At 67.7% G+C, this 23,652-nt stretch carries 19 protein-coding genes; 13 read left to right on the forward strand and 6 right to left on the reverse strand.

Annotation, left to right across the window (positions count from 1 at the left end; all coding sequences use genetic code 11):
• Positions 1 to 315: 315 nt before the first annotated feature.
• The gene (locus tag HV824_RS38235; protein ID WP_176423994.1) at positions 316 to 558 is read right to left on the reverse strand and encodes an AAA family ATPase; all 243 of its coding nucleotides are present in this window, start codon (positions 556 to 558) and stop codon (positions 316 to 318) included.
• Positions 559 to 749: 191 nt separating this feature from the next.
• Between HV824_RS38235 and HV824_RS19815 the strand changes: the two genes are divergently transcribed.
• The 13 genes from HV824_RS19815 to HV824_RS19875 all read left to right on the forward strand — a co-directional run bounded on the left by HV824_RS19815 (position 750) and on the right by HV824_RS19875 (position 16,147).
• Positions 750 to 1,865 (forward strand): hypothetical protein, encoded by a 1,116-nt coding sequence (locus HV824_RS19815; RefSeq protein WP_176423995.1) that lies wholly within the window; start codon positions 750 to 752, stop codon positions 1,863 to 1,865.
• Entirely contained in the window at positions 1,862 to 2,257 is a 396-nt protein-coding gene (locus HV824_RS19820; RefSeq protein WP_176423996.1) for a hypothetical protein, read from the forward strand. Before HV824_RS19815 ends, HV824_RS19820 begins: the two co-directional genes overlap by 4 nt.
• A gap of 405 nt (positions 2,258 to 2,662) precedes the next feature.
• On the forward strand, positions 2,663 to 4,198 hold the full coding sequence (locus HV824_RS19825) for a radical SAM protein (RefSeq protein ID WP_368738084.1): 1,536 nt from the start codon (positions 2,663 to 2,665) through the stop codon (positions 4,196 to 4,198).
• A complete protein-coding gene (locus HV824_RS19830) occupies positions 4,195 to 5,484 on the forward strand; it encodes a hypothetical protein (protein ID WP_176423997.1) in 1,290 nt (429 codons plus the stop codon). Before HV824_RS19825 ends, HV824_RS19830 begins: the two co-directional genes overlap by 4 nt.
• 128 nt (positions 5,485 to 5,612) lie before the next feature.
• Positions 5,613 to 5,762, forward strand: a complete 150-nt coding sequence (locus tag HV824_RS19835; protein WP_176416206.1) for a hypothetical protein — start codon at positions 5,613 to 5,615, stop codon at positions 5,760 to 5,762.
• A 125-nt stretch (positions 5,763 to 5,887) separates the two neighbouring features.
• A complete protein-coding gene (locus HV824_RS19840) occupies positions 5,888 to 7,186 on the forward strand; it encodes a hypothetical protein (protein ID WP_176416207.1) in 1,299 nt (432 codons plus the stop codon).
• A gap of 21 nt (positions 7,187 to 7,207) precedes the next feature.
• The gene (locus HV824_RS19845) at positions 7,208 to 8,440 is read left to right on the forward strand and encodes an arginase family protein (protein ID WP_176423998.1); all 1,233 of its coding nucleotides are present in this window, start codon (positions 7,208 to 7,210) and stop codon (positions 8,438 to 8,440) included.
• A complete protein-coding gene (locus HV824_RS19850; protein WP_176423999.1) occupies positions 8,437 to 9,297 on the forward strand; it encodes an arginase family protein in 861 nt (286 codons plus the stop codon). Before HV824_RS19845 ends, HV824_RS19850 begins: the two co-directional genes overlap by 4 nt.
• Before the next feature lie 42 nt (positions 9,298 to 9,339).
• Positions 9,340 to 10,437, forward strand: coding sequence for a cupin-like domain-containing protein (locus HV824_RS19855; protein WP_176424000.1), 1,098 nt, complete (start codon positions 9,340 to 9,342; stop codon positions 10,435 to 10,437).
• Positions 10,437 to 11,660, forward strand: a complete 1,224-nt coding sequence (locus HV824_RS19860) for an arginase family protein (RefSeq protein WP_176424001.1) — start codon at positions 10,437 to 10,439, stop codon at positions 11,658 to 11,660. The genes HV824_RS19855 and HV824_RS19860 overlap by 1 nt, the downstream gene beginning before the upstream one ends.
• Positions 11,660 to 12,550 (forward strand): arginase family protein, encoded by an 891-nt coding sequence (locus tag HV824_RS19865; RefSeq protein WP_176416212.1) that lies wholly within the window; start codon positions 11,660 to 11,662, stop codon positions 12,548 to 12,550. The genes HV824_RS19860 and HV824_RS19865 overlap by 1 nt, the downstream gene beginning before the upstream one ends.
• 8 nt (positions 12,551 to 12,558) lie before the next feature.
• Positions 12,559 to 13,698, forward strand: coding sequence for a cupin-like domain-containing protein (locus tag HV824_RS19870; protein ID WP_176424002.1), 1,140 nt, complete (start codon positions 12,559 to 12,561; stop codon positions 13,696 to 13,698).
• A 7-nt stretch (positions 13,699 to 13,705) separates the two neighbouring features.
• Positions 13,706 to 16,147, forward strand: a complete 2,442-nt coding sequence (locus HV824_RS19875) for an ADOP family duplicated permease (protein WP_176416214.1) — start codon at positions 13,706 to 13,708, stop codon at positions 16,145 to 16,147.
• A gap of 76 nt (positions 16,148 to 16,223) precedes the next feature.
• On the opposite strand, the gene HV824_RS19880 is transcribed toward HV824_RS19875, so the two are convergent.
• The 5 genes from HV824_RS19880 to HV824_RS19900 all read right to left on the reverse strand — a co-directional run bounded on the left by HV824_RS19880 (position 16,224) and on the right by HV824_RS19900 (position 23,605).
• Positions 16,224 to 17,102 carry a protein-glutamate O-methyltransferase CheR gene (locus tag HV824_RS19880; RefSeq protein WP_176416215.1) on the reverse strand — a complete coding sequence of 293 codons (879 nt, stop codon included), beginning with the start codon at positions 17,100 to 17,102 and terminating at the stop codon, positions 16,224 to 16,226.
• Positions 17,103 to 17,108: 6 nt separating this feature from the next.
• A complete protein-coding gene (locus tag HV824_RS19885) occupies positions 17,109 to 17,690 on the reverse strand; it encodes a chemotaxis protein CheW (protein ID WP_255208187.1) in 582 nt (193 codons plus the stop codon).
• A 12-nt stretch (positions 17,691 to 17,702) separates the two neighbouring features.
• A complete protein-coding gene (locus tag HV824_RS19890) occupies positions 17,703 to 19,358 on the reverse strand; it encodes a methyl-accepting chemotaxis protein (protein WP_176416216.1) in 1,656 nt (551 codons plus the stop codon).
• Entirely contained in the window at positions 19,343 to 21,115 is a 1,773-nt protein-coding gene (locus tag HV824_RS19895) for a chemotaxis protein CheA (protein WP_176416217.1), read from the reverse strand. Before HV824_RS19895 ends, HV824_RS19890 begins: the two co-directional genes overlap by 16 nt.
• A gap of 348 nt (positions 21,116 to 21,463) precedes the next feature.
• Positions 21,464 to 23,605 (reverse strand): carotenoid oxygenase family protein, encoded by a 2,142-nt coding sequence (locus HV824_RS19900; protein ID WP_255208188.1) that lies wholly within the window; start codon positions 23,603 to 23,605, stop codon positions 21,464 to 21,466.
• Positions 23,606 to 23,652 lie beyond the last annotated feature (47 nt).

Below are 23,652 nucleotides of genomic sequence, written 5' to 3' on the forward strand. Positions count from 1 at the left end.
CAACGCCTCCAACTCCTCCGCTGCGATACTGCCTCTCGCCACCGTGTCTCTCCCGGTCCACTCCAATGGGCCGAGGACGGTACCGGGGGGCACCAGGGCCCTTCACGCACGTCTGCCGGAAGGACACGGAGAACCGCAGGATGGGAGCAATCAGTTCTGCTTCTCGCGGAAACTGCTGTCGCGTCAAGGAGTTGGGTCCCATAACGAGCGTGACCTCTGGTGGTTCGGTTCCGTGATGGCATTTTTGAAGCCTCCACTTGGGATCCCATCATCCAGTCGGTGCGAGAACGGGCCGGTCTCCCTCATCCATCATGCTCAGCAACACATGGGAACGCCTCTCAGGGCCAAGTAAATTGTGAGCGGGCCCTTAAGCCCGGTGTCGAAATTGAGCGAGCTGAAATGGTGTCCCTCCGCCCGAGCGCACCCGGCAGGCGGTTGAAAGGCGGATGTTTTCCCGCTGTTGTTTGCGCCTACGAATACAGTCGTCTCGTCCGCGAAATCGATCCAGACGGCTTGGAGTTTCCTGAAATTCCAGATTTCTACGTGTTGGATGTGCATGGTTCCCCTCCTTCAACTAATGTTGCCATACTGGTAGTTACCGGTCAGGACGCGGTCAGTGGGTGCTGTCTTACCCGGCCTATTCCCGAGGCGGCGCTTGGATGGAAAATTCAACAGTGCCGAATTGAGATCTAGGCGGGTGTGCTTTCACTCATGCCTGAGGGCAAGGCGGGGGACCATACCTCTCTAGGATGATGTTCAGATGGTCGCCCTCGCGAGAGACTGCGCATAGCCCTGCCTCGGCGAGCGTCGGACTCGATGGACTTTCCAGCGGCGGCGTTCTGAAAGGCGCAACTGGGCTGAAAGGGAATCCCATGCCACTGCCATTCATTCCTGTGGTAATCGGTGTCGCCGCCCTGCTTGGGTATGGCGGAAAGAAGGGCTATGACGGCGTCCAGGCCATGAAGGAGGCCAAGGCCATTGGTGAAGAGGCCGAGGAGCGCCATCAGGAGTGGGTTGCTCGTCTCGAAGAGGCGCGCGCCTCGCTCCAGGTGAGGTTGGATGCCTTGGAGGGACAGCGGAAGACGGTGACGGTGACTACTTTCCGGCGCCTCTTCGACTTTCTTGAGCAGCTGGAACAGAAGGCCCGGCTGTCGGCCCTGGAGAGCCTGGGCGCCCTGGGCGTGACCCGCGAGGAGGTCGGCCGTTTCGCCGCCCAGTACCTGGAGGCCGGTGGGACCCTCTCCGGCGCGGTCACGGCAACCCTCACCGGAGCGGGGGCGAGCGCGGTGACCACGAGCCTCGTCACGACCTTCGCGACGGCGGGAACCGGAACCGCCATCTCCGGCCTCACGGGTGCCGCGGCGAAGAGCGCGCTGCTCGCGTGGCTCGGTGGCGGCTCCCTGGCCACTGGCGGCTTCGGTGTCGCGGGCGGCGCCGTCGTCCTGGGAGGCATCGCGGTCGCCCCAGCGGCGGTCGTCGCCGGTTTCGTCATCGCCAGGGAAGGGGAGAAGGCGAAGACGAAGGCCGAGGATTTCGCGGCTGAAGTGGACAAGATGGTGGCGCAACTCGAAGCGGCCATTGCGCTTCTCGGCCGGGCGGGCACCCGCGTCGACGAGCTTCGGCAAGTCACGACAGCGCTCGACGTGCGCGCCAACCGCGCCATTGACGCGCTCTGGGCGCTGGATGGCAGCTTCGACCCGGCAAACGACGAACACCTTCGGAAGTTCGCCTCGGCGATGCAGCTCGCCAAGGCGGAGAGCGAACTGCTCCGCGTGGCCATCTTCACGGCCGAGGGCAACATCAACGAACAGGCAGAGGCGCTGCTTGCCCAACAGCGACAGTTGCTCCAGGAGTCCTTTGTATGACCGCCGACCGAATGGCCAGGCAGCAGGGCCCTGGCGTCTCCGAGGTCCTTGAGGGACTCAAGACAGTGGCCGAGTGTATTCGAGACATCCAGAAGGAGAAGACCGAGCAGGTCCGCATCCAGATGGCCGCGTACGTCGACGTGGAGCGCATTCACGCCAAGCGTGACGTCCTGCTCGACTATCTCGACCGCTCCTTCGACGAGCGAAAAGAGAACTTCCGTCAGCTCTTCGAGCGGCTCGACTCCGCCATCGCCACGAACAACCCTCAGCTCACGGGCGCGGTTCTCGAGTCGGTGCTGAAGCTCGCGGATTCATCTCCCTTCAAGGCGCTCGGGGATGTATCCGCGACCCGCGAGGTGCTGAGCCAGAAGGGCAAGGAGTGGCAGTTCTGAAGTGAGCCCTCAGTACCAGCCTGACGCTCCGGTCCGGGGTGTGTACACGTTCGCGCTCACGGACCGGACGTCCACGTTGACGCCAGCCAGGCTCTCGGCACGGCCCAGGACGAGGCGCCCCGGAGGAGGGTGGCGGCGCTGCGGCGGGCAGGTCCGGGACGCGAGCGGCGGGGCGGTGCTCGATGACCTCCCGCATCCACAGGGGGACGGCGTGCGTTTCGACCCAGGCCTGGTGCAATCATGACGCAGCGCCCAATAAGTTGGAATCCGTGTTTTAAGCAGTGGGCCTGTTGCAACTCAAATTTAAGCGTGGTAGCAAGATAAAGCGGGAATGTATCTGAAGTCGCGCCTCGCGCTGTTTCGCCTGTATGGGGCTCGATTCGGTCCGGGTATCAAGGAGGTCGCGTGGCAACGGGCAAGGACATCCTCTTCAAGTCCCCTCTCGATCGAATTCCGCGCACTTCGGTCGGTGAATCATCCGCGAGCGCACCTCTCACGCCGGTCGCCGCGAAGCGGGACTGGAAGCCTTCGCGCTTCAATGTCCAGGCGCTAACGGACGATGGTTGGCTGCTGCTGTGGAACACCTATTCGGGGTCGCTGAACGCGTTCCGCCCGGCGCAACGCGAGTCGGTGCTCGAGTTGATCAGCCAGAAGGGGCTCAGCTCCAACGGCGACGGTATCGTCGGCTACCTCTCCAAGAGAGGCTTCCTGATCGCGAAGGAGGCCGACGAGGTGCGTCGGGTCCAGTACGCGTTCGGCCAGGCGAATCACCGCAATGACATCCTCGAGCTGATCCTGCTGGCCTCCGAGGATTGCAACTTCCGGTGCACGTACTGCTACGAGGATTTCAAGCGCGGCACGATGCGCCCCGATGTGCGCGCGAGCATCAAGAAGCTCGTGGAGAGCCGTGTTCGGACCCTGCGCGAGTTCAACGTCTCCTGGTTCGGAGGCGAGCCGCTGTACGGGATGGAAGCCATTGAAGACCTGGCGCCGTTCTTCGCTGAAACAGCGAAGCGCGAGGGGCTTCGGTTCTCCAGCCACATGACCACGAACGGCTACCTGCTGACGGAGGACGTGGCCGGTCGCCTCCTCTCGTGGGGCATCACCGACTTCCAGATCACCCTGGATGGCCTGCCGGAGCACCACAACCAGCACAGGCCGGCGCGCGATGGCGGCGGCACGTACCAGACGATCTACGACAACCTGGTGAAGCTGAGCGAGCGCGCCGACGACTTCTCCGTCGTCATTCGAGTCAACTTCGCCAAGACAAATGTCGAGGGCCTGGAAGAGTTCCTGCAATCCCTCAAGGACAAGTTCAGCGACGACGACCGCTTCACCGTTTCCTTCCACGCGGTAGGGAGGTGGGGCGGGAGCAATGACGCCAACCTGGACGTCTGCGGCAAGGACGAATCTCATTCCGCGCACATGCGGCTGAAGGCCGCGGCCCGGTCGCTGGGCCTGCGCGTCACCAGCGGGTGGCGGCCCGGCGCCAGGGTGGGGACGGACGTGTGCTACGCGGTCAGGCCCTACAACTTCATCGTGGGCGCCCACGGCGACCTGATGAAGTGCACGATCGACCTCAACAAGAAGGATCGAAACATCGTCGGGAAGATCCAGCCCGACGGCTCGCTCGACTTGAACACGGATAAGATGGCCCTGTGGACCGAGCCGGCCTTCGAGCGGGATACCGGCTGCCAGAGCTGCCACAATCTGCCGGCTTGCCAGGGCGTGCATTGTCCGCAGATCCGCATGGACTACAACCAGCGTCCTTGTCCGACCATCCGCTTCACCGCCAAGCGGGAGATGGTCGACTACTTCAAGGCCACACAGGCCGCAGCGCAAAGCGCGGCTGTCTCTTCGGCGGCCGTGCCTGCGCCACTCGACGGAGGAGAGGAGCGGGAGTCGCCGACGCCGCCCAACGCCAAGCAGAGCGCGCCATGACGATGCCCCAGGGAACGGCCCCCGACAACGCCGCCACCTCCACATCGACCAGGCTCGACCGGGTCAATCACCTGCTCGCCCGGAGCGACGCGAGCAAGAGTGAGGTGTTCGACCTGGTCCAGTCGCTCAGCGACGACGAGCTCCTGCCATTCGGGCTGCGCGCTTACCGTCTCAACCTCTTGTCGCTGTTCGGCCGGGATTGGTCGCGGGAGCGGATTGCGCGAGCCGCGCGTGCCGCCGCGATCAGCAAGATTCTCGGTGGGTGGGAGTACCACCAACATTACCTGCCGAGGTTGACGCAGGCGCCCGACGGGCCGCAGTTGAAGGGGGAGCACGTCGAGCAGGTGCGCGCGCTGCTCGAGCGCGGCCGTGGGGTGGTGGGCGTTTCTTTTCACTTCGGCCACATGCGCTTTCTCCCCTCCGACTTCGCGCATGCGGGGATCGCGACGCACCTGCCGCTCGCGAGCGATTCGTACAATGACTATTGGACCGCGCGGGCCAGCAATCCGGACGCGGCGCTCTGGAAACGCCTCAACTTTGTCGACGTCGAGGCGCGCGCTGGCGCGATTGGGCTGGCCAAGGGGCTCGCCAGGGGCGAGCTGGCCTTCTCCACCATCGATGGGAACACGGGCAGTGACGGTACGCGGGGCGACGCGCGGCGCTCGACGGTGGCGCTGCTCGGGCGCGAGTGCCGGGTCAAGAACGGGTTGTTCGCCATGGCGGCACGGTTCGGTTCGCCGGTCATCCCGATGGTGGCCCACCATCTTGACGGCGAGCGGGCGTGCAGGACGGGGCCGGTCCACGATCCGGGCGGGCCGCTGCGCGGCGCGGACGCGGAGCGCTTCGTGGAGGAAGCAGTGCAGAGCGCCTACACCTTCCTGGGCGAAGCGCTGAACGCGTACGCCGACGAGTGGTGCGGCGGCGACTTGTTCCACCAGTGGCGGCTTCCAATTCCCTCCACCAAGCATCCGGTCGAGGAGATCGAGCGGAGCCTGACCGAGCACCTGAGGACTGGCGGCCGGGTGGCGATGGACACACGGCGCATCATCGAGCTCCCGGGTGATAACGACATCGTCTGGACCGACGCCATGACCGGCCGCTGCTACAAATTTCCGTTCGCCAGTATAGACTTGGCGACGCGCCTCGCGGACGAAAGCCAAGGCGTGGACCTGCAGTGGCTGGACCGGCACCCGAGCGACGAACGCTCGCGGATGTGGAGCCTGATATGCCAGCTCGCGTCCCGGGACGCCGTTCGGTGTCACGGGAGCGCGGAAGCAACGCGCTGAACTCGAATTGAATCTGGCCGGAGCGCGGCTTGCCGTGCCTCACCGGCGAACCGGAGTTGCCACCCTCCGATGCACGGGGATTGGTAATGCAGTAGCAAAGACAGTGCATCTCCCCAGAGGAACATCAAATGAACAACGACAAGAACGCCGTGGCGGTTGAGAAGAACGAGACCCTGCTGGTTGACGAGTTCGAGATCATCGAGCTTGAGGACCGCCTGGAGCTGGCCGGCCGCTGCAACGGCCGCTGCGACTCCCAGGTCGAGCGCTCGGTGGAGTAAGCAGTACGACTTTCGGCGCCTGCCGATAGTCTCTAGGCCGGATCGGGCTTGGGCCCGATCCGGTCGCAGATCGCTCGAAGCGCCCGAAAGGTCTGCCTGGAAGGCGAGTTCAGGAAGCTCGGACCATGACGCAACCCGCCCGGCTGTTGGCCAATCCCCTCATCGAGGTCTCCGATTTCGACTCGGATGCGTCGAAGCCGATGGTGATGTGCGCCGTCCCCGATGGTAACGACGCGGTGCGCTTCGCGCTGCCGACGGCCTACATGGAGCTGGTGCGGGAGTTCGACGGCGTCCGGACCACCGACGAAGCCATTGACGCGTTTCTGCAGCGCGGGCAGGGGACCTTCGAGCGGGATTGGCTCCGACGCCTGGTGGAGAAGTCCCTGCTCCCCAAGGGCATTCTCATTCTCCCGGACCAGGACGCCTCGCGTGCGGGCGTCAGCTCGCAGCCCAAGCGCGCGTTCCTGTTCATCAAGCTCCCCATCATCCCTCCGAGCGTCGTCGAACCGATAGCGCGGCGCCTGGGTTTCATGTTCAAGACCCCGGCGCTGGTGCTCGGCTTGATTCTGGCTGTTCTCTCGCACGCCTACGTGTACGGCGTGTTGCTCACGGCTCAGCGCGTCGACTTCAACCAGCTCGACGCCACCAGCGTCCTGGCCGTGATGCTGCTCTCCACGCTGGGAACCCTCTGTCACGAGTTCGGACATGCCAGCGCCGCCGCCTATTACGGCTGTCGGCGGATGACCATCGGGTGGGGCGTCTACATCATCTATACGGTCCTTTGGACGAACGTATCAGACGCCTGGAAGCTCCCACGCCGGCAGCGCGCGGTCGTGGATATCGGCGGGGTCTACTTCGAGTCGATCTTTCTGCTCTTGACCCTGGCGCTGTTCCTGCGGACCGGAGACATCGTCTTCCTCGTCGCCTTTGTCCTCATCGATCTCTCGATCGCGACGACCTTCAACCCGTTCCTCCGTATGGACGGCTATTGGCTGATGAGCGACTTCTTCGGCATCGTGAACCTGCGCAAGCAGCAGATGCTGTGGATGCAGCACCTCGGCGGAAAGCTCTTCGGAGTCAAGGAGTCGGGGCCGAAGATCGACCTGACCCGCAGGGCGAAGTGGGCGCTGGGAATCTATACGGCCTTGGGCACGCTGTTCCTGGCCTACATCCTGAAGGTGATCTTCCAGTTCGTGATTATGAGCATCGCCAAGGAATATCCCGCGTTGTTGCGCGCCTTCGTCCAGGCTGTTGGCGACGGAGCGCCGTTGGTCGAGCTGCTCAAGGCCTTCCTGGAGGTCTTCTGGCGTTCGTTGATGCTCGCGGGCGCGGCCGTCACGCTGTGGAGCCTGGCGACACGCGCCTTCAGCCTGCTCGGCAAGCTCAGGACGTTCCGGGCCCAGGTCCGGCACAGCGGGGCCTGAGCGATCTGGGCGAGAGCGAACATGCGCAACCCGGATTTCCCAGTCGACGCGTCTATTTCATCCGCGGAGCGGGGTGACCCGTCCGCGCTCCGGCTGGTGCTGTCCGACGATTGGATTTTGGAGAGCCAGGACGAAACCCACGTCACGGTCGCCAACCTCGCCTCGGCGGCGCGCATGAAGTTGTCCATTGCCGCCTACCAGTTCCTGAAGGCGTTCGCGAAGCCGCGCAGATTGGATGAGGTGGTTCCGCCCGGAGCCATGGCCGGCGCACGCGCGCGGGTCGGGAAGCTGCTGGAGAAGCGGCTCCTCCTCGACGCCGACGCGCCTCGCGCGGACCGCGCGCTCCGCCTGCGCACGACAGTGCCTTATCGATTCTGCAACGCGCCGGCCTACACCTCGGCCAGTGACTTCGTGGTGCTGGGCGTGCCCTACGACCTGGCGGGCACCGTCGACTGCCGTGGGGCGCCGACGGCGATCCGGCAGAAGTCGCTCGATTATCTCTACCGGATGCGCATCACCGACGGCCGGCCAAACGGCTGGTTCGACGCGAACCGGGAGACCTGGATCCTGCGGGGCGCCACGCTGGCGGACGCCGGCGATGTCTACGTCGAATACGGAGAGGACCAGGCCGAGCTGTTTGGAAGGATCTCCTCGGCCCTCGAAGCGCTTGGCGAGGGCGCGGTGCCGGTTGTCCTCGGCGGGGACAGCTCGGTGACGTACGCCGTTGCCGCGGCGCTGCGTCGCCGCGGTCCGCTGACCGTCGTCCAGCTCTCCGCCGAGCCGGTGACGGGTCCTTCGTCGTCGTCCGAAGTCATCGGGACGGACGAAGTCGCGGCCCGTCTGCTGCAACTCGACGGGATCGAGCGTTTCGTGAGCCTGGGCGGGCGGAAGACGCCCTCCGCGAGCCTGGGCGACCGCGTGATGCTGTACGACGTGCAGACGCTTCGCCGAGCACCCTTGGACACCTTGACGTGCGACTGGGGCGGGCGGACCGCCGTCCATCTGTCAATCGACCTCGGGGTCACGAAGCCGGAGTCCATGCGGACGGATGAACACGGTGTCTCGGCCGGGCTGTCCCAGTCCGAGCTCAGGGACATCATCACCGCGCTGGGCCGGAGGCACCGAATCGTTGGCATCGACCTCGTTGGCCTGGAAACGCGCTCAACGTTCGCGCACCTGTCCACCGCGGTCGCCTGTGATCTCGCGCTGACCGCGATGGAGGCCTCCCGAGGGCATGATGAGGCGGGGCGATGAGCGAAGCTGGACCGCGAGCGTCGCTCTTCGGCTGGCTGGACCGGAACCTCGCGCCGACCGAGCCGGGGATGCTCTGCGTCGTGGGAGCGCCGACGAACCTCGGCAACCCGATTGCTCGCGGCGCGGCGAAGGGACCCGCGGCGATACGCGAGGCGAGCCGGCTCCTGGCGCCCCCCCGTGTCGCGGGCTGCGATTGGGGTGACGTGGAAGGGCCGGCGAATCTCTCGCGCTACCTGGAGCGGTTGGCGGAGACGACGAAGGAGATCCTGGAGCGGGGCCTGCGCCCCTTGTTCCTCGGCGGCGACCACTCCATCAGCTATGCGCCCGTTTCGGTGCTGCAGTCCTCCGGGGACTTGTGCCTGGTCTGGATCGACGCGCACACGGACTTCAGCCCGTGGCAGGGAGCCGCGTTCCACGACCACAAGCAGGTGCTGCGCAGGCTGTCGAAGCTTCGCGGCGTGCGCAGGATCGTGCAGATCGGCTACCGGGGAATCACGGTGGGGGATGAGCGCTCGCTGGGCGATGGCGCGGTCGTCGTCACGTCGTCGCGCGCGCGCGGCCTGACCGACGCCGAACTCCTGGCGCTCGTGCCGGAGGACTTGCCGTGTTACGTCTCCATTGACATTGACGCCGTCGACCCGTTCCTCGCGCCCGGTACCGGCGCCCCGGTGCCGGACGGCCTGCACCCGCTGCACCTGCGCCGGATCCTGAGGACGCTGGTGCGCAGCCGCAGGCTCGCAGGTCTCGACATGGTCGAGGTCAACCCGGTCCTTGACGTCCAGGCGTCGACGAGCGCGATCGCCGCGGAGCTCCTTCGCGACGCCGCGGACCACTGGGGTTTTCAGCTCGCGAGCTAGCCTTACTTCTCATCATCCGCGTCAGGCACGAGGAACCGCCGAATGGAAGCCACACCAATTCCTGCCTATGACCTCGAAGGGTTCCGCCAACTGGTGGAGAAATCGCCGGACGTGCTCACCCGGCAGCCCTGCGTGGTGCGGGGCTTCACTGAGAAGTGGCTCGCCAGCAAGCGCTGGGGTGACCTGGACGCGCTCAGCGAGACGTTCGGACACCTGCCGGTGACGGCCGGCGCGCCGCAGTTCGTGACCCACAAGCAGGCGAAGATGTGTCAGGTCATGACCGACTTCGGCACCTACCTGGAGTACGTCAAGGCCCCGGAGCGCATCGACGCGCTCTTCGACGGGAAGTGGTCGAAGGGCAGCGCGGAGCTGCTGCGTGAGCTCGGCCTGCCCCTGTATTGCGGAAACCTCCGGCTGGTCCGCCACGCCAAGGAGGAGGTCTTCTCGCAGCTCGATCCGATCCTCCCGGAGCCGCTGGAGCACTTCAACAACGAGATCCCGTACTACTACCAGTCGGGCAACCACGTCTGGCTGTACGTGAGCCTGAAGGGCGCGCTCACGCCGCTGCACCAGGACAACAACGCGGTCATCGCCTACCTGGCGCAGCTGCGGGGACAGAAGCGGGCGATCCTCTACAGCGCCGAGGACAAGCCCCACTTCTACAACCCCGACGTCGGTTATCTGGATCCCCTGAATCCCAACGACGACGAGTTCCCGACCTGGCGCGAAGCCCGCCCATGGACCGCGTTGCTCAATCCCGGCGAGCTGCTCATCTGGGGACCGAACTGGGCGCATCACGTCGTGACGCTTTCGGACTCGACCACCGTCAGCTTCGACTTCATCAACGACCTCAACCTGCGCGCGTACGCGAAGTCGGTCGATTGGAGAGACGAGCTGGGCCGGTTCGCGAAGAAGAACGCGGAGCTGATTCGCACCCGGATCCCGGACCGCCGCATGCATGACGCGCTGACGGACGCCAGTCACCCGGAGCTTGGGCGCGAGCTGATGATCTGTGTCCTGCGCAGCGCGCTGGCCGCTCCACAGTCGGAGAAGTCGGCGCGGGTCCGGCGTGAGTTGCTGGCGGCGCTCGAGGAAGACGCGCCGTCAGCGCTCAAGATGGCAGCGCCTGGAGCGGTGTGATGGCGGACGCTCTGTCTCCGGCGGTTCCGGGTGAGGCGACTGGCAGCGCGGACGACGAGCGGCTGGTCGTCTCGCCCGCGATGCAGGTCGAAGAGCTCGACGCCAGGTTCGCTACCATCTATCTGCAGTTGGATGGGACGCGGATCCGTATCCCTATCGCGTTGCACAGGCTCCTCCTCGAGTTCGAGGCGCCCCGCAGCGTGCGCGTCGTCCTCGGTGACGGGAAGTACGGCGCCAAGGCGGGCGCCGCGCTCGAGAGCCTGCGCGCGAAGGGGTTCCTGGTCCGCGAGGACGCGACCGCAACCAACCGCAGGCTGCTCACGGATGCGCCCGTGCGGATCTTCGATGCGCCCGCGCAGAAGCTGGAGCCCTCGCGTTCGGACTTCGTCGTGCTCGGCGTCGCCTACGATCTCAGTGACCGCTCGGCCGCCGGCGCCCGCGAAGCGCCCGCCGCGCTTCGGGAGTCGTCGCTGCAGATCCTCTACGGCGTGGACCGCCATGACGGCAAGCCGCTGGGCTGGTACGACAGCGACCGCCGACGCCCGATCCTGCGCGGAGTGACGATCTCCGACTGCGGCGACGTGTTCGTGGCGCGCGGGGAGGATCAGGCGGCATTGTTCGCCCGCGTCGAAGAAGCGATGGGCACGGTAACGGGCGCCGGCAGCCTGCCCGTGCTGCTCGGTGGCGACGCGTCCATCACCTATCCAGCCATTCGCTGTCTGCAGGGGCGGCAATCGATTGCGGTCGTCAGGATCGCGGCCGACGCGCGGAGTCGTGGGGCCGTCCATCCCTCCTTTGTCTCACCGGTCACCTTGCCTGCGCACGCGCTGCGCCTTCCCGGCGTGACGCGCTATGTGCATCTGGGCGCCGCCGGCTCGGCGGACCCAACCCTGGCGGGCCTCGCCGTCCTCTCCGCTCCGGAGCTGAGAGAAGCGGGGGGCGAGGAGGCGCTGGCCCGCTGTCTGGCGGACTGTCCACGGGTGTATGTGAGCATGGACATTCGCGCGCTGGCGCCGCCGGGAGGGCGCGACGACGGCGTCGAGCCGAGCGCGCATTTCGAGTACGCCGAGCTGCACAGGCTGCTTTGCCAGATTGGCGCCCAATGCCAGATTGTCGGCATGGACCTGGTCGGCTGCACACCGATGGCGCGCTGCTGGGGTGTCACCTCGATGACGGCCCTGCATGTGCTCTTGACCGCCATGAGCGCGGCGAAAGATCGATAATGGGATGGCGGAATGAGGCGACGACGAGCTCCGGCGACGAGACGTCCCTATCGCTGTTCGGCTGGCCGCGCGCAGAGGAAGGTTCGCCGCGCGCCCGCATCGAGGTGATTGGCGTCCCGAGCGACTGCGGGAACGGCGGCGCCTCCGGCGCGCGCTTCGGTCCGGAGGCGATCCGGCGCGCCAGTCAGGGCTTCCGGCTGGAGGTCGCCGGCGTCGATCGAGGCGACGTGGAGGGCGTGCATGGCCACGACTGGTCCGAGGTCCTGGTCAGCGCGCAGCATGAGATTGAGCGCATCGTCGAGGGCGACGCGCTCCCGATCGTGCTCGGCGGCGACCACGCCATCTCGTACGCGGCGGTCGCCGCGCTGCGGCGTCACCCAACGCTCAATATCGTCTGGTTCGACGCGCATACCGACTTCTGCGCCTGGTCAGGCGGCCGTTGGCACGACCACAAGCAGGTCCTGCGGCGGATCGCGGGCTTGGGCCACGTCGGCCGGATTTTGCAGATCGGCCACCGCGGCATCACCTATTTCGATGAGAGCGCCCGCTCCGACAAGATGACCGTGATGTCAGCGAACGCCGCACGATGCGCGCCGCTGGAGAGCGTGGTGGCCCCGTTGCCCGAAGGCGAGCCGGTCTACATCTCGGTCGACGTCGATGCGATCGATCCGCGCCTGGCGCCGGGGACTGGCCATCCGGTGCCGGGTGGGGTGAGCGGGGAGTTGATTGAGAAGATGGTCGGCTTCATCGCGTCCCGGCGTCGCGTCGTGGGCCTCGACGTCATGGAGGTCAATCCGCTTCTCGACCATCGGGACAGCACCAGCGCGCTCGCCGCGAAGATGCTCGCCGCGGTCGCGCCCCACCTCGCCCCGTTTCCTCCTTCCAAATGAGCTGAGCCATGCAGACCCAGCAGATACCGGTGGTGTCCAGCGAGGAGTTCCGCCGCCTGGCGGAGGGCAACCCGAGGTTGCTCCATGAGAACCCGTGGATCGTCGAGGACTACATCAAGGCCTGGCCGGGTTTCGAAGCCTGGCAGCGCCTGGACTATCTCGAATCCCGCTTCGGGCAGCTCAGCGCTTTCGCCAAAGCGCCGAACTTCATCACCAATCGCAAGTCGAGCCTGGTCAGCGTCGAGACTGAATTCAGCCGCTACCTGGACTACATCCGCCATCCTGAGCGAGCGCGGGAAATCTACGACGGGCGCTGGATGGAGGGCGACTACGAGCAGTTTCTCGCGCAGGACCTGCCGTTGTATTGCGGCACGCTGAGGATCGTCCACAAGGCCGACGACCCGGTCTTCGCCGAGGTTGCGCCGCTGGTCCCGGCGCCGCTGGTGCCCTGGAACCACGCGCTTCCCTACTACTACTCCCTGTTCAACCACTTCTGGCTGCTGGTCAGCCTGCCCGGGGCGCTGACACCGCTGCACATCGATAACAACGGGACCATCGCGCTGATCGCGCAGCTCAAGGGCCGCAAGCGGGCGACGCTGTATTCGCCGGACGACCTCCGCCACGTCTACAATCCCGACGTCGGCTACATGGACCCCGTGCAGCCGGACGAGGCCGACTTCCCGACGTGGCGCGAGGCGGTCAAATGGAGCGGTGACCTGGAAGTGGGCCAGGTGCTCTTCGTCGGCACGCGCTGGGCCCACCATGTGCAGACGCTGGACACGTCCATCTCGGTCAGCTTCGACTTCATCGACCAGAGCAACCTGCCGGACTATGCCGTCTCGGCGGGGTGGGCGGAGGTGTTCGGCAAGCGGATCAAGTCCAGCCCCGAGGCCGTGCGGCAGAAGCTCAGCGGGGGCGTGCCGCTGGCCGAGTTCGACCGGCTCTCCTCGGTCGAGTTGGGACGACGCAGCATGGCCGAGGTGCTGCGCGCGGCGGTGAAGGCGCACGACGATTCAGAGGTGGCGCGCATCCGGCGCCTCTACCTCGCCCACCTCGAGCAATGTCTGGAGCGTACCGATTGCGCCGCCGAAGGCCCGATTTCCGGCGTCACTCAAGTGAGTGGCAGCGACCCCCTTCGGCTACGATGAGGGCCCTATGAACTCGCTCGGCGTCATGCTCGAAGAGGCGCGCCAGTCCTGGCGCGGATTGCTGCGCCGCCCCGGCTATTTCGTCCTCGCGGTCGCGACGCTGGCGCTGGGCGTCGCCACGGTCACCATCGCGTTCTCGCTGCTGCATCAGGCGCTGCTGAAGCCGTTGCCGTTCCCGACTCCTGAGCGGCTGGTCACGCTTGGGATCATCGTCGAGCAGAACCACAACATCGCCGCGCCGCGGTACTACCCGCAGCTCAAGGCGATGCGCAGCGTGGAGTCGGCCGGAATCATGATGGGCTGGGCGACCAATACGAACATCGCGTTTGGCGACCAGGCCGAAGTCGTGACGGCGCTGCGGGCAGATCGTGGCTTCATCGAGACGTTGGGGCTGCCACCCGCGGTCGGGCGCAACTTCAACAGCGAAGAGGATCGGCCCAACGGGCCGGAGGCGGTGATCCTCGGCCACGAATTCTGGCGCACGCGCTTCGGCGCGGATGCGTCGGTCGTGGGCCGGAGTCTGCAGATTGAAGGCCGGGCTGTTCAGGTCGTCGGCGTGCTCCCCGAAGCGTTCCGTTGGCCGGATCGCTTCGACCTCATCCAGTCACTCCAGCCGGACCCGGTCAGTCGCGACCTCTCCACGAACCAGATCGTGGTGGCGAGGCTCAAGCCCGACGCCACGGTCGCGGGCGCGGCCGCGGAGACGCGCGTCGTGCTGAGCGCCATGCTGGAAGACAGCGGGGGCGCGACGGAGCGTCAGCAGGAGTATCTGCGGAAGAATCCTCCGTCGGCGCTGCCGCTCTCGACGAGCGTGTTCTCGCGCCGCTCCGGAGACACGCTCTGGCTGTTCCTGGGGGCGGCCGCGTGCGTGCTGGTGATCGCGGCGATCAACCTCGCCAGCCTGATGCTGCTGCGCGCCCTGGCTCGGAGTCACGACGGCGCGGTGCGCGCCGCGCTGGGTGCCCCCCTGTGGCGCCTGGGCTTGCCGGCGCTGGCGGAGGGCGCGCTGGTGGGGCTGGTCGGCGCCGTCACCGGCCTGGGACTGGCGTGGGTGGGCTTGCGGCTGCTGGGCGGGCTGGTCCCTTCGGAGTGGCTGCGCGGCGAGGCCGTCGCGCTGGATGGCGCCAGCCTGGCGTTCGCGCTCGCGGCGGGGCTGGCGACGGCGGTGGTCGCGGCGACGCTGGGCATGCTCCGGAGCCAGCACATCGACCTGGCGCGCGAGCTGAGCGGAGGAGGCCGTGGCGGCTTGAGCCGCCAGAGCGGCCGGCTGGGGCGCGTGCTGGTGGTCGCGCAGATCGCGGTGGCCGTGGTGCTGCTGCTGGGCGCGGCGCTGTTCATGCGCAGCCTGCAGGAGCTCGAGTCCGTACCGATGGGCTTTCAGAGCCGCGCGATCACCACGTTCACCTTGGCGCCGGTCAAGGAGCGCTACGTCAAGGCGGGCGATGCCATCGAGCAGACCCGCCGCATCCTCGAGCGCCTGCGGGCCTTCCCCGGGGTGGAGAACGTCGGCGCTTCGACGAACCTGCCGACTGGCTCCCAGCTCAACTACAGCATGGTGCTCCCCGACCAGCGCACCATCACCGGTCAATACCGGCTCATCAGCCCGGGCTTCCTGGAGACCTTCAGCATCCCCGTGCTCGCAGGGCGCGGCTTCGACGACCGCGATGACGCGGGGGGCGAGGTGGTGTGCCTGGTCAGCGCCGGCTTCGCCCGCGCCTACCTGGATGGAGAGCCCCTGGGGAAGATCGTCACGCTGCCCATGGACGAGGGGCCGAACATCTCGATGCGGGTGATTGGCGTGGTCGGCGACATGCGCCAGTTCGGTCCGGGCGAACCGATGCCGCCGACGCTCTACGCGCCGCTGGCGCAGATCCCTCCGCCGATCTGGGCGCTGTTGCGCGAGTTCGGACCGCTCAGCTATGGGGTCAGGCTGCGCTCCACGACCCTGGGGATGAACGAGCGCGAGCTGCGTGGCGCGATCCAGGAGGTCGCGCCGCTGCAGCCGATCTCCAACCTCCAGCCCATGGAGACCATCGTCGCGACGACGACGAGCGAGCAACGGTTGAATCTGTTGCTCGTGGGGCTGTTCGCCGGACTGGCGCTCTTGCTGGCCTCGGTCGGGTTGTACGCGGTGATGGCGGTGGCGGTCGCGTCGCGTCGGCACGAGTTCGGCGTGTGCGCCGCGCTGGGGGCGCCGCAGTCGCGAATCCTGCGGGACGTGCTTCGCGAGGCGGGCTGGCAGATCGGCCTGGGAATGGCCATCGGGCTCGCGCTCGCGATGGCCTTCTCACAGCTCGTGCGGAGCTTCCTCTTCGGCGTCAGCGTGGCCGATCCGCTGGCAATCGTAGCGGTGCTGACGGTGCTCGCCCTGGCTGGATTCGTGGCCAGCCTGGTGCCTGCGCTCCGGGCGGCGCGAGTCGACCCGATGCAGGCGCTGCGGAGCGAATAGGCCGCGGCCTCGGCGGGCCCAGCCGCGCCGCCCGCCGAGCCGCCAGGGCTGCCGCCCTGAGGGGGCCTGGCGACCCTCAGGGCGGGCCTGACGCTCCGGTCCAGGGCATGTACACGTTCGCGCTCACGGACCGGACGTCCACGTCGACGCCAATCAGGCTCTCCGCGTGGCCCAGGAAGAAGTACCCCGTCGGCGGGAGCCGCCGCAGCATCCCTTGAATCACCCGGCTTCGGGCCTCCGCGCCGAAGTAGATGAGGACGTTCCGGCAGAAGATCAGGTCGAACGGCCCCGCGGGCCACGCGTCCGGCGCGTTCAGGTTGACGCGGCCAAAGCGCATGATGGCGCGCAGCTCCGGGCCCGCCTTCATCAAGCCCTCCTGCGACCGCACGCCCTTGAGCATGAAGGCCCGCAGCAGGGGCGGCGGAATCGTGGCCGCCCGCTCCAGGCTCCAGAGGCCCTCCTGCGCCCGCTCCACGGCCCAGGTGGACAGGTCCGTGGCCAGCACCTCCAGGCTCCAGCCGGAGCCCTTCGGAAACGCCTCCAGCAGGCTCATGGCGATGGAGTAGGGCTCCTCCCCGGTGGAGCACGCCGCGCTCCAGACGCGGAGGTTCTTCGACCTGCGCCCCGCGTTGGCCTGGGCCACCCACTCCGGGAAGACGCGCTCACGCAGCAGCGCGAAGTGCTGGGGCTCGCGGAAGAAGGCCGTCTCGTGGGTGCAGAGGCTGTCCAGCATCCGCACCTTCTCCGCCTCATGCCCGCGCTCGGTGACGTACGCATAGTACGCGCTAAACGACGAGAGCCCCAGCTCCCGCAGCCGGCGAGCGAGCCGGTTGGCCACCAGCGCGTCCTTGGCCGGAGACAGGTGGATGCCCACCTCCCGCTCCACCAGCGCCTGGAACAGGGACAGCTCCCGGGCCGTCAACACTGGCGGCGCGGTTGGCAGGGGCGCCGGCATCTCCCGTCAGCCGTTCCCCGTGACTTCGTCCGGAGCGCGCTCCGTGACGACGTCAACGGTGGCCGCCACTTCGACCTCGGGCGCTGGAGGAACATCGTCCGTGGTGGACATCAGGCTGAGCAGCTCGGTGACGGACAGCAGCCGGTCCAGGTCCAGCAGCATGATGAACTTGTCCTCATGCCGCCCCATGCCGAGCAGGAAGTCCAGCCGCACGCGGGTGCCGAAGGCGGGCGGCGTCTCGATGTCGTCCGGCCCCAGCTCCAGCACCTCGCTCACGGAGTCCGTCAGCAATCCGATGGCGGTCTGCTGTCCGTCGAGCGTCACCTCGACGATGACGAAGCACGTCCACCGGCTGAGGGGCCGCGGCGGCAGGCCGAACTTCACCGCGAGGTCCACCACGGGCACCACGCTGCCTCGCAGGTTGATGACGCCCTGCACGGCCGCGGGCATGCCCGGGACGCGCGTAATGGGGCGGTGTTCGATGATCTCCCGCACCCGCAGGATGCCCACGCCGTACTCCTCTCCCGCGAGCATGAAGCTCAGGTAGTTGGAGCGGGCGGCCTTGTCGTTGGAGTCTCTCATGGGCATGGACGCCTCCGCCTAGAACCGCTGGAAGTCCTGGTTCGAACCCGGCGCCGGCGGGACGGGCAGGTGCCCCTGCGCCGCCGCGAACAGCGACTTCGCCGGGGACCCCGGCAGCCGCGGCGCGGGAGTCATTGACGTGCCGCGCGTCACGTAGCCATTGCCATCCGCCAGGCGGAAGAAGGTCATCATCTGGAGCAGCGACTCGGCCTGCGTCGCCATCTCCTCCGCCGTGGAGGACAGCTCCTCCGCCGCGGACGCGTTGCGCTGGGTGACCTGGTCCACCTGCACCATGGCGCGGCTCATCTGCGACACGCCAATGGCCTGCTCCTTCGACACCGTCGTCACCTGCTGCACCAGCTCCGCGGTGCGGCGGATGGCCGGCACCAGCTCCGTCAGCAGCTGCCCGCTGCGCTCCGCCACGCGGACGCTGGAGGTGGCCATCGCGCCAATCTCCTTCGCGGACTTCTGGCTCCGCTCGGCCAGCTTGCGCACCTCGGTGGCGACGACGGAGAAGCCCCGGCCGTGCTCCCCGGCGCGGGCGGCCTCCACCGCGGCGTTCAGCGCCAGCAGGTTCGTCTGGTACGCGATCTCCTCGATGATGGAGATGCGCTCCGCGATGGCGTTCATCGCCTCCACCGTCTCCTTCACCGCGCGGCCACTCTCCTCGGCGTCGCGGGCGCCCTTGAGCGCCATCTGCTCCATCTGCCGGCTGTTCTCCGCGTTCTGGGTGATGGTGACGTTGAGCTGCTCCAGGCTCGCGGTGGTCTCCTCCACGGAGGCGGCCTGCGTGCTGGTGCCTTGAGACAGGCCCTGTGAGGCGGCGGCCACCTGGGTGGACGCGGAGGACAGCGAGCCCGCCGCGCCGCGCACCTCGCTGATGACCCCCGACAGCCGGTGAATCATCTCCCGCATGCCCGTCATCATCTGCCCCGTCTCGTCCTTGCCGCGCACGAAGATGGTGGCAGTGAGGTCACCACCCGTCACCTGGTCCGTGACGTGCACGGCCTCGGACAGCGGCCGGACGATGCTGCGGGTGAGGATGAAGGACAGCAGCCCCGCGAGCGCCACGCCCAGGGCCCCGCCAAAGATGAGGGTGTCGTAGAGCAGCGCCACCAGCTCGTTGATGGCCACCGTGCGCCTGGCCTGGAGCGCGGTCTCCTCGTTGGCGACCTCCGTGAAGATGGTGCGCATCCGGTCGGCGCGCTCCTTGCCTCCGGCCGCCTTCACCACGTCGAAGAGGGCGGTCAGGTCACCCCGGCCCGCGTTGACGTCCCGGCGCTGGGTGATGGAGTGGTCGATGTGCTGGCTCAGCCACTGCTGGAACACGTCGCGGCCTTCCTGGAGCCGCTCCTGCTGACGGGGGTTGTCCGCGGTCAGCTCCCGGATGTGATTGAGGTTCTGCACGAAGCTGGTGCGGGCCGCCGTGTAGGGCTCCAGGAAGCGCTCGTCGCCGGTGATGAGGAACCCACGCTGGCCCGTCTCGACGTCGGCCAGGTCGCCCTCCAGGGTCCGGAGCGTCATGAGCACCTCGGCGCTCCGCTTGTTCTCCACGTCCGCGTCCGCGGTCCGGTTCAGCGTCGAGTACGTGGCCATCACGATGGCGATGAGGATGGCCACCATGGTGGTGAACGCCAGCAGAAGCTTCCGGGTGATGCTCAGGTTGTCGAACATGGTGACGGCTCCGTGCTGCGGGATGACGGATTTCGGGGGGAAGCCGCGGGGCTCGCCGACTCGCTCCACGCGTCATCGGGGGGGGCGTTGGCCCGGCGGATGGCCCTGCGCACCAGCGTGGGGGTGTCGAGGATGAGGCCCACGCGGCCATCCCCCAGAATCGTCGACCCGGAGATGCCCGGGGCGTTCTGGAACAGCCGACCCAGCGGGCGGATGACGCGCTGGGCGTCTCCCTGGAGGTGGTCCACCGCCAGCCCCACGACGCCATCCGGGTGGCGGAGCACCACCACGTTCTCCCGGCTCGGCGCTTCACCGCCCAGGCCGAAGACGTTGCGCAGCCGCAGGTAGGGCAGGGGCTGTCCTCGCAGCGACAGCATGCCGGCCTCCTCGCGGGTGCGGCTCGCCGCCGGCAGCTCCAGGCACTCCTGCACCAGCTCGATGGGCACCACGTAGATCTGGTCGCCCACGCCCATGGCGAAGCCCTGGATGACGGCGAGCGTCAGGGGCAGGCGGAGCGTCATCGCCGTGCCGTGGCCCTCCTGGCTCCGGATGGCCACCGTGCCTCGCATGGCCTCGATGTCGCGGCGGACCACGTCCATGCCCACGCCGCGGCCCGACAGCTCCGTCACCGTCTTCGCGGTGGAGAACCCGGGCTCGAAGATGAGGCGGTCCACCTCTTCGTCTCTCAGCCGCTCCAGCGCGGACGTCAGCCCCCGCTCGCGTGCTCGTTCCTTCACCCGCTCGCGCTGGATGCCCCGCCCGTCGTCCGACAGCTCCACGACGACGCTGCCCGCGTCATGGAAGGCACGCAGGCGGAGGCGCCCACAGGCCTCCTTGCCCGCGGCCTGGCGCTCCGCTGGCGTCTCGATGCCGTGGTCCAGCGCGTTGCGCAGCAGGTGGAGCAGGGGGTCGCGCAGCGCCTCCAGCACGGCCGTGTCCATCGGCACGTCCTCGCCTTCCAGCTCCAGCAGGGCCAGCTTGTCCTGCGCCCGCGCCAGGTCCCTCACCGTGCGGAGGTGCTGCCGGAACAGGGGGCCGACGGGTACCATGCGCACCCGCATCACCTCTTCCTGGAGCTCCTGGAAGAGCGGGTCCATCTCCCGCTGCTGGGTGAGCGCCTCGTCCCAGCTCGCGCCAGAACCCTCTGCCTCCAGGAGGAACTGCGTCATCCGGCCTCGCGCGATGGACAGCTCCGCGGCGAGGGTGACGATGCGATCCAACCGTTCGACATCCATCCGCAAGGAGCGCCCTCGAGACGCCGCGCGCGCCTCTACCCGCTGGGACCCGTCCTCCAGCGCAACGGCCACGGGGGGCGGTGCGCCCGCTGCTTGCGACCTTCCGGTGGCGCCGCCTTCACGCAGCCGCGTGAGCCGGGCCTGGTGCGCGGGGCCCAACTGGTCCACGCCCGCGAGCGCGGCCCGAGTCAGCTCGCGCAGGTGGTCCACCGCCTCCAGCAACAGGGAGACCCACGGCTCCCCCACCGCGAGCCGTTGGTCGAGCAGCGCCTGGATGAGGTCCTCGACGCCGTGGACGTAGTCCGTCAGGGCCTCGAAGCCCAGCGAGCTCCCGCTGCCCTTGAGGTTGTGGGCCAGCCGGAACAGCGTGCGCAGGCGCTCGTCGTCGGGACGCGCCTCCAACGCGATGAGCGTCTCCTCCATGGAGGAGAGCAGCTCCTCCGCCTCATCGGCGAAGACGGCCAACACCTGCTGCCACTCCGGCCCCAGTCCGGGGGGCGGGCCCCCTGCGTTCGCGCTCATGACACCGCCTCCGGGTGACGCACACGCGTCTCCCAGCGAAGGTGCCCCGGGCCGGGGGCATCCCTGAAACAGCGCATCATGTCGGCGGTCATGCAGGTACGCGTCGAGCGGCAGGAGGACGGGCTGTGCCCACGACGCTCCGTCCACGCGGAGCCTGCTTCCGCGCGGACGGACCAACCCGCGCGTGGGGAGTGTCACGAACCGGACACCACCCTATCGCGGGTTGAGAAAAGTTTCAATGTATCAACATAACTCCTGTCAAACCCGAGGAGTGTGTAATTGAGCAGGCATTGAGGGGTGCTTTGGACCTTGGCTGGGGTGTGTTGGACCCGCCAATTCCAGACACAATCACCTGCGCGGAAAGTGTGGAAACACATCCTCCTGGAGCACCTGACGCAGCTTCGGGAAGTTCAACGCCCACCTCACGCCCAGGCGCCACGGGGCGAACAGCACCGGGGGCACGCGGGGGAGCAGCGTCTGGGGCCACTCCAGGTACGCCTGTTCAATGGCGTCCATGTCCAGGTCCTGCTGTACGTCCACGCAGTAGGGGGCCACGTTGCCCGGAGGCTGGCCTTCCAGGAGGTCTGGCAGGCCCGGGGGCAGGAAGGTGGTGTGCAGCGTCATGCCCACGTCGAAGTTGCGGCTGCCCAGCCGGCAGATGGGGCCCTTGGCCAGGTCCTCGGAGTCGAAGACCCAGACCTCGTCGCCCGTGGAGTTCTCAGGCAGGTCTGGCGTCGGGTCCGACACGACGAGCGCCACCACGTAGCCCTTCCAGTGCGGCACCTGGGGGAACCGGGCGCTGGGGACGAACTGGGGCGCGAAGCCGAACCAGCCGGTGGGCAGCACGTAGCCCTCGAAGCGGCCGGAGTCGACGAAGAACTTGAAGAAGCTCGCCGCGCGCCCGTCGCGGATGGGCAGCGCGGACTTGTCCCCGACGACGGGCTTGTAGAGCTGGTAGAGCGCCTCCGGGACCATGTCCGCCGTGAAGCCGTCCGAGTTGAGGTAGAGCGCCAGCTCCTTCGAGGGCACCTTGCCATTCATCACGTGGCCCAGCAGCCGGAGGTGCGCCTCCAGTTCGCCATTCACCAGCCCGGCGTTGGAGAAGACCGTCAGGCCCCAGGTGAAGTCGTCATGTGAATACAGATTGGACTGGATGCGCTGCCGCTTCATGTCGATGCGGTGCACCCCCATGGAGCTGCGCGTGACGGGCACCGCCGTGGGCATCCCGGCCTGCCAGTCCTGCACGCGGTTGCCATTGATGAGCAGCTCGCCCGGCTCCAAGGTATGCGACAGGTCCTCGGTGGGCGAGTGCCCCACCACCAGGGTGATGACGTCGTCGGGGTTCTCGTGGATGGCGGCGAAGTGCAGCCCGCCACCCCCGGCCTGGAAGCGGTGCGCGGACACGAGCGGCGGATTCTCCGGGTCCAGCGTCCCGGGTGACGTCTGGAGGTCCGCGCGACGCACCACCCAGAACACCGCCTGCGGGGCGGCGGGGGACGCCGTCAGCCACTCCACCGCGCGCTGCACCCGCGGCAGGAAGGGCACCGCCGCCTGCGCGGCGATCTGCCAGAAGTTGATGGGGAAGTTGGCGTCCAGCAGCACCACGTAGTCTCGCGTGGCGGCGATCTGGTGCAGCGACGACGCCACCACCGGCTCGCCCGTGGCCGCGTCCATCAGCTTCCAGTGGTTCAGCCGGTTCTCTTCCGTGTCCCAGCTCACCAACTGCGTGAAGCCCGGGCCCAGGGGCCACTTGGGCGCGTGGTTGGTGAAGAAGAGGCGGGGCCGCTTGTCGTCGGCGCGCGGTCCCATGCGCTCGGCGGGGTCGAAGGCCGGGTGGGCCGTGCTCTGCAGCAGCGGGAAGACCCACGGCGTGGGGAGGGCGCGGTTCCACTCGCGCAGGTAGCCCAGCGGCGTGTACGCCTTCAGCGTCTTGGGGTGGATGGCCCACGGGCGGCCCGCGTCCGTCGTCACCAGCAGCATCCGCTCGCCCTCGACCAGGAAGGGCGCCGTGTTGGGCGTCTCCTGCGGGCCCAGCGTGAGCGACACGTCCGCCAGCGTCGTCTCTCGGAAGCGGTTGAGCAGCCGCGTCAGGGGGCCTCGCGCCGTCGCGCCCGCGTCCACCTGCTGGCGTGTGAAATACGACGGTGTGCGCATGGTGGCGGAGGTGAACCGGGCGCCGCCCACCTGGAAGTCCAGGCGCATCACGAGCCCGTCCGAGGCCAGGGCCGGTGAGCCCGCGTGCACGCTGGGCCCCGCGACATAGACGTGACCCTGCAGGTCCGCTGGCAGCGCGCCGGCGAGCACCTGCAGCGGCTCGTTGACGTACTCCACCGGGCTGGTGGTCATCGCGTTGCGCGGCATGCCGGGCCTGAGTCCCGGTGGGACGTGCAGCCCGGGGAGGGCGTGGCCGTCCGGCTCACGCGAGTGGGAAGGGGACGCTTCAGTCGCCGCGGGGGCGGGGGACTTCAGGACGGATTCAGTGTCGGGCATGACGCCTCCGGAGGTTGGGTGAGTGCACGCCGTATCGGGTTGGGGGC

The organism is Myxococcus sp. AM009 (assembly GCF_013372605.1).
GTDB lineage: Bacteria > Myxococcota > Myxococcia > Myxococcales > Myxococcaceae > Myxococcus > Myxococcus vastator.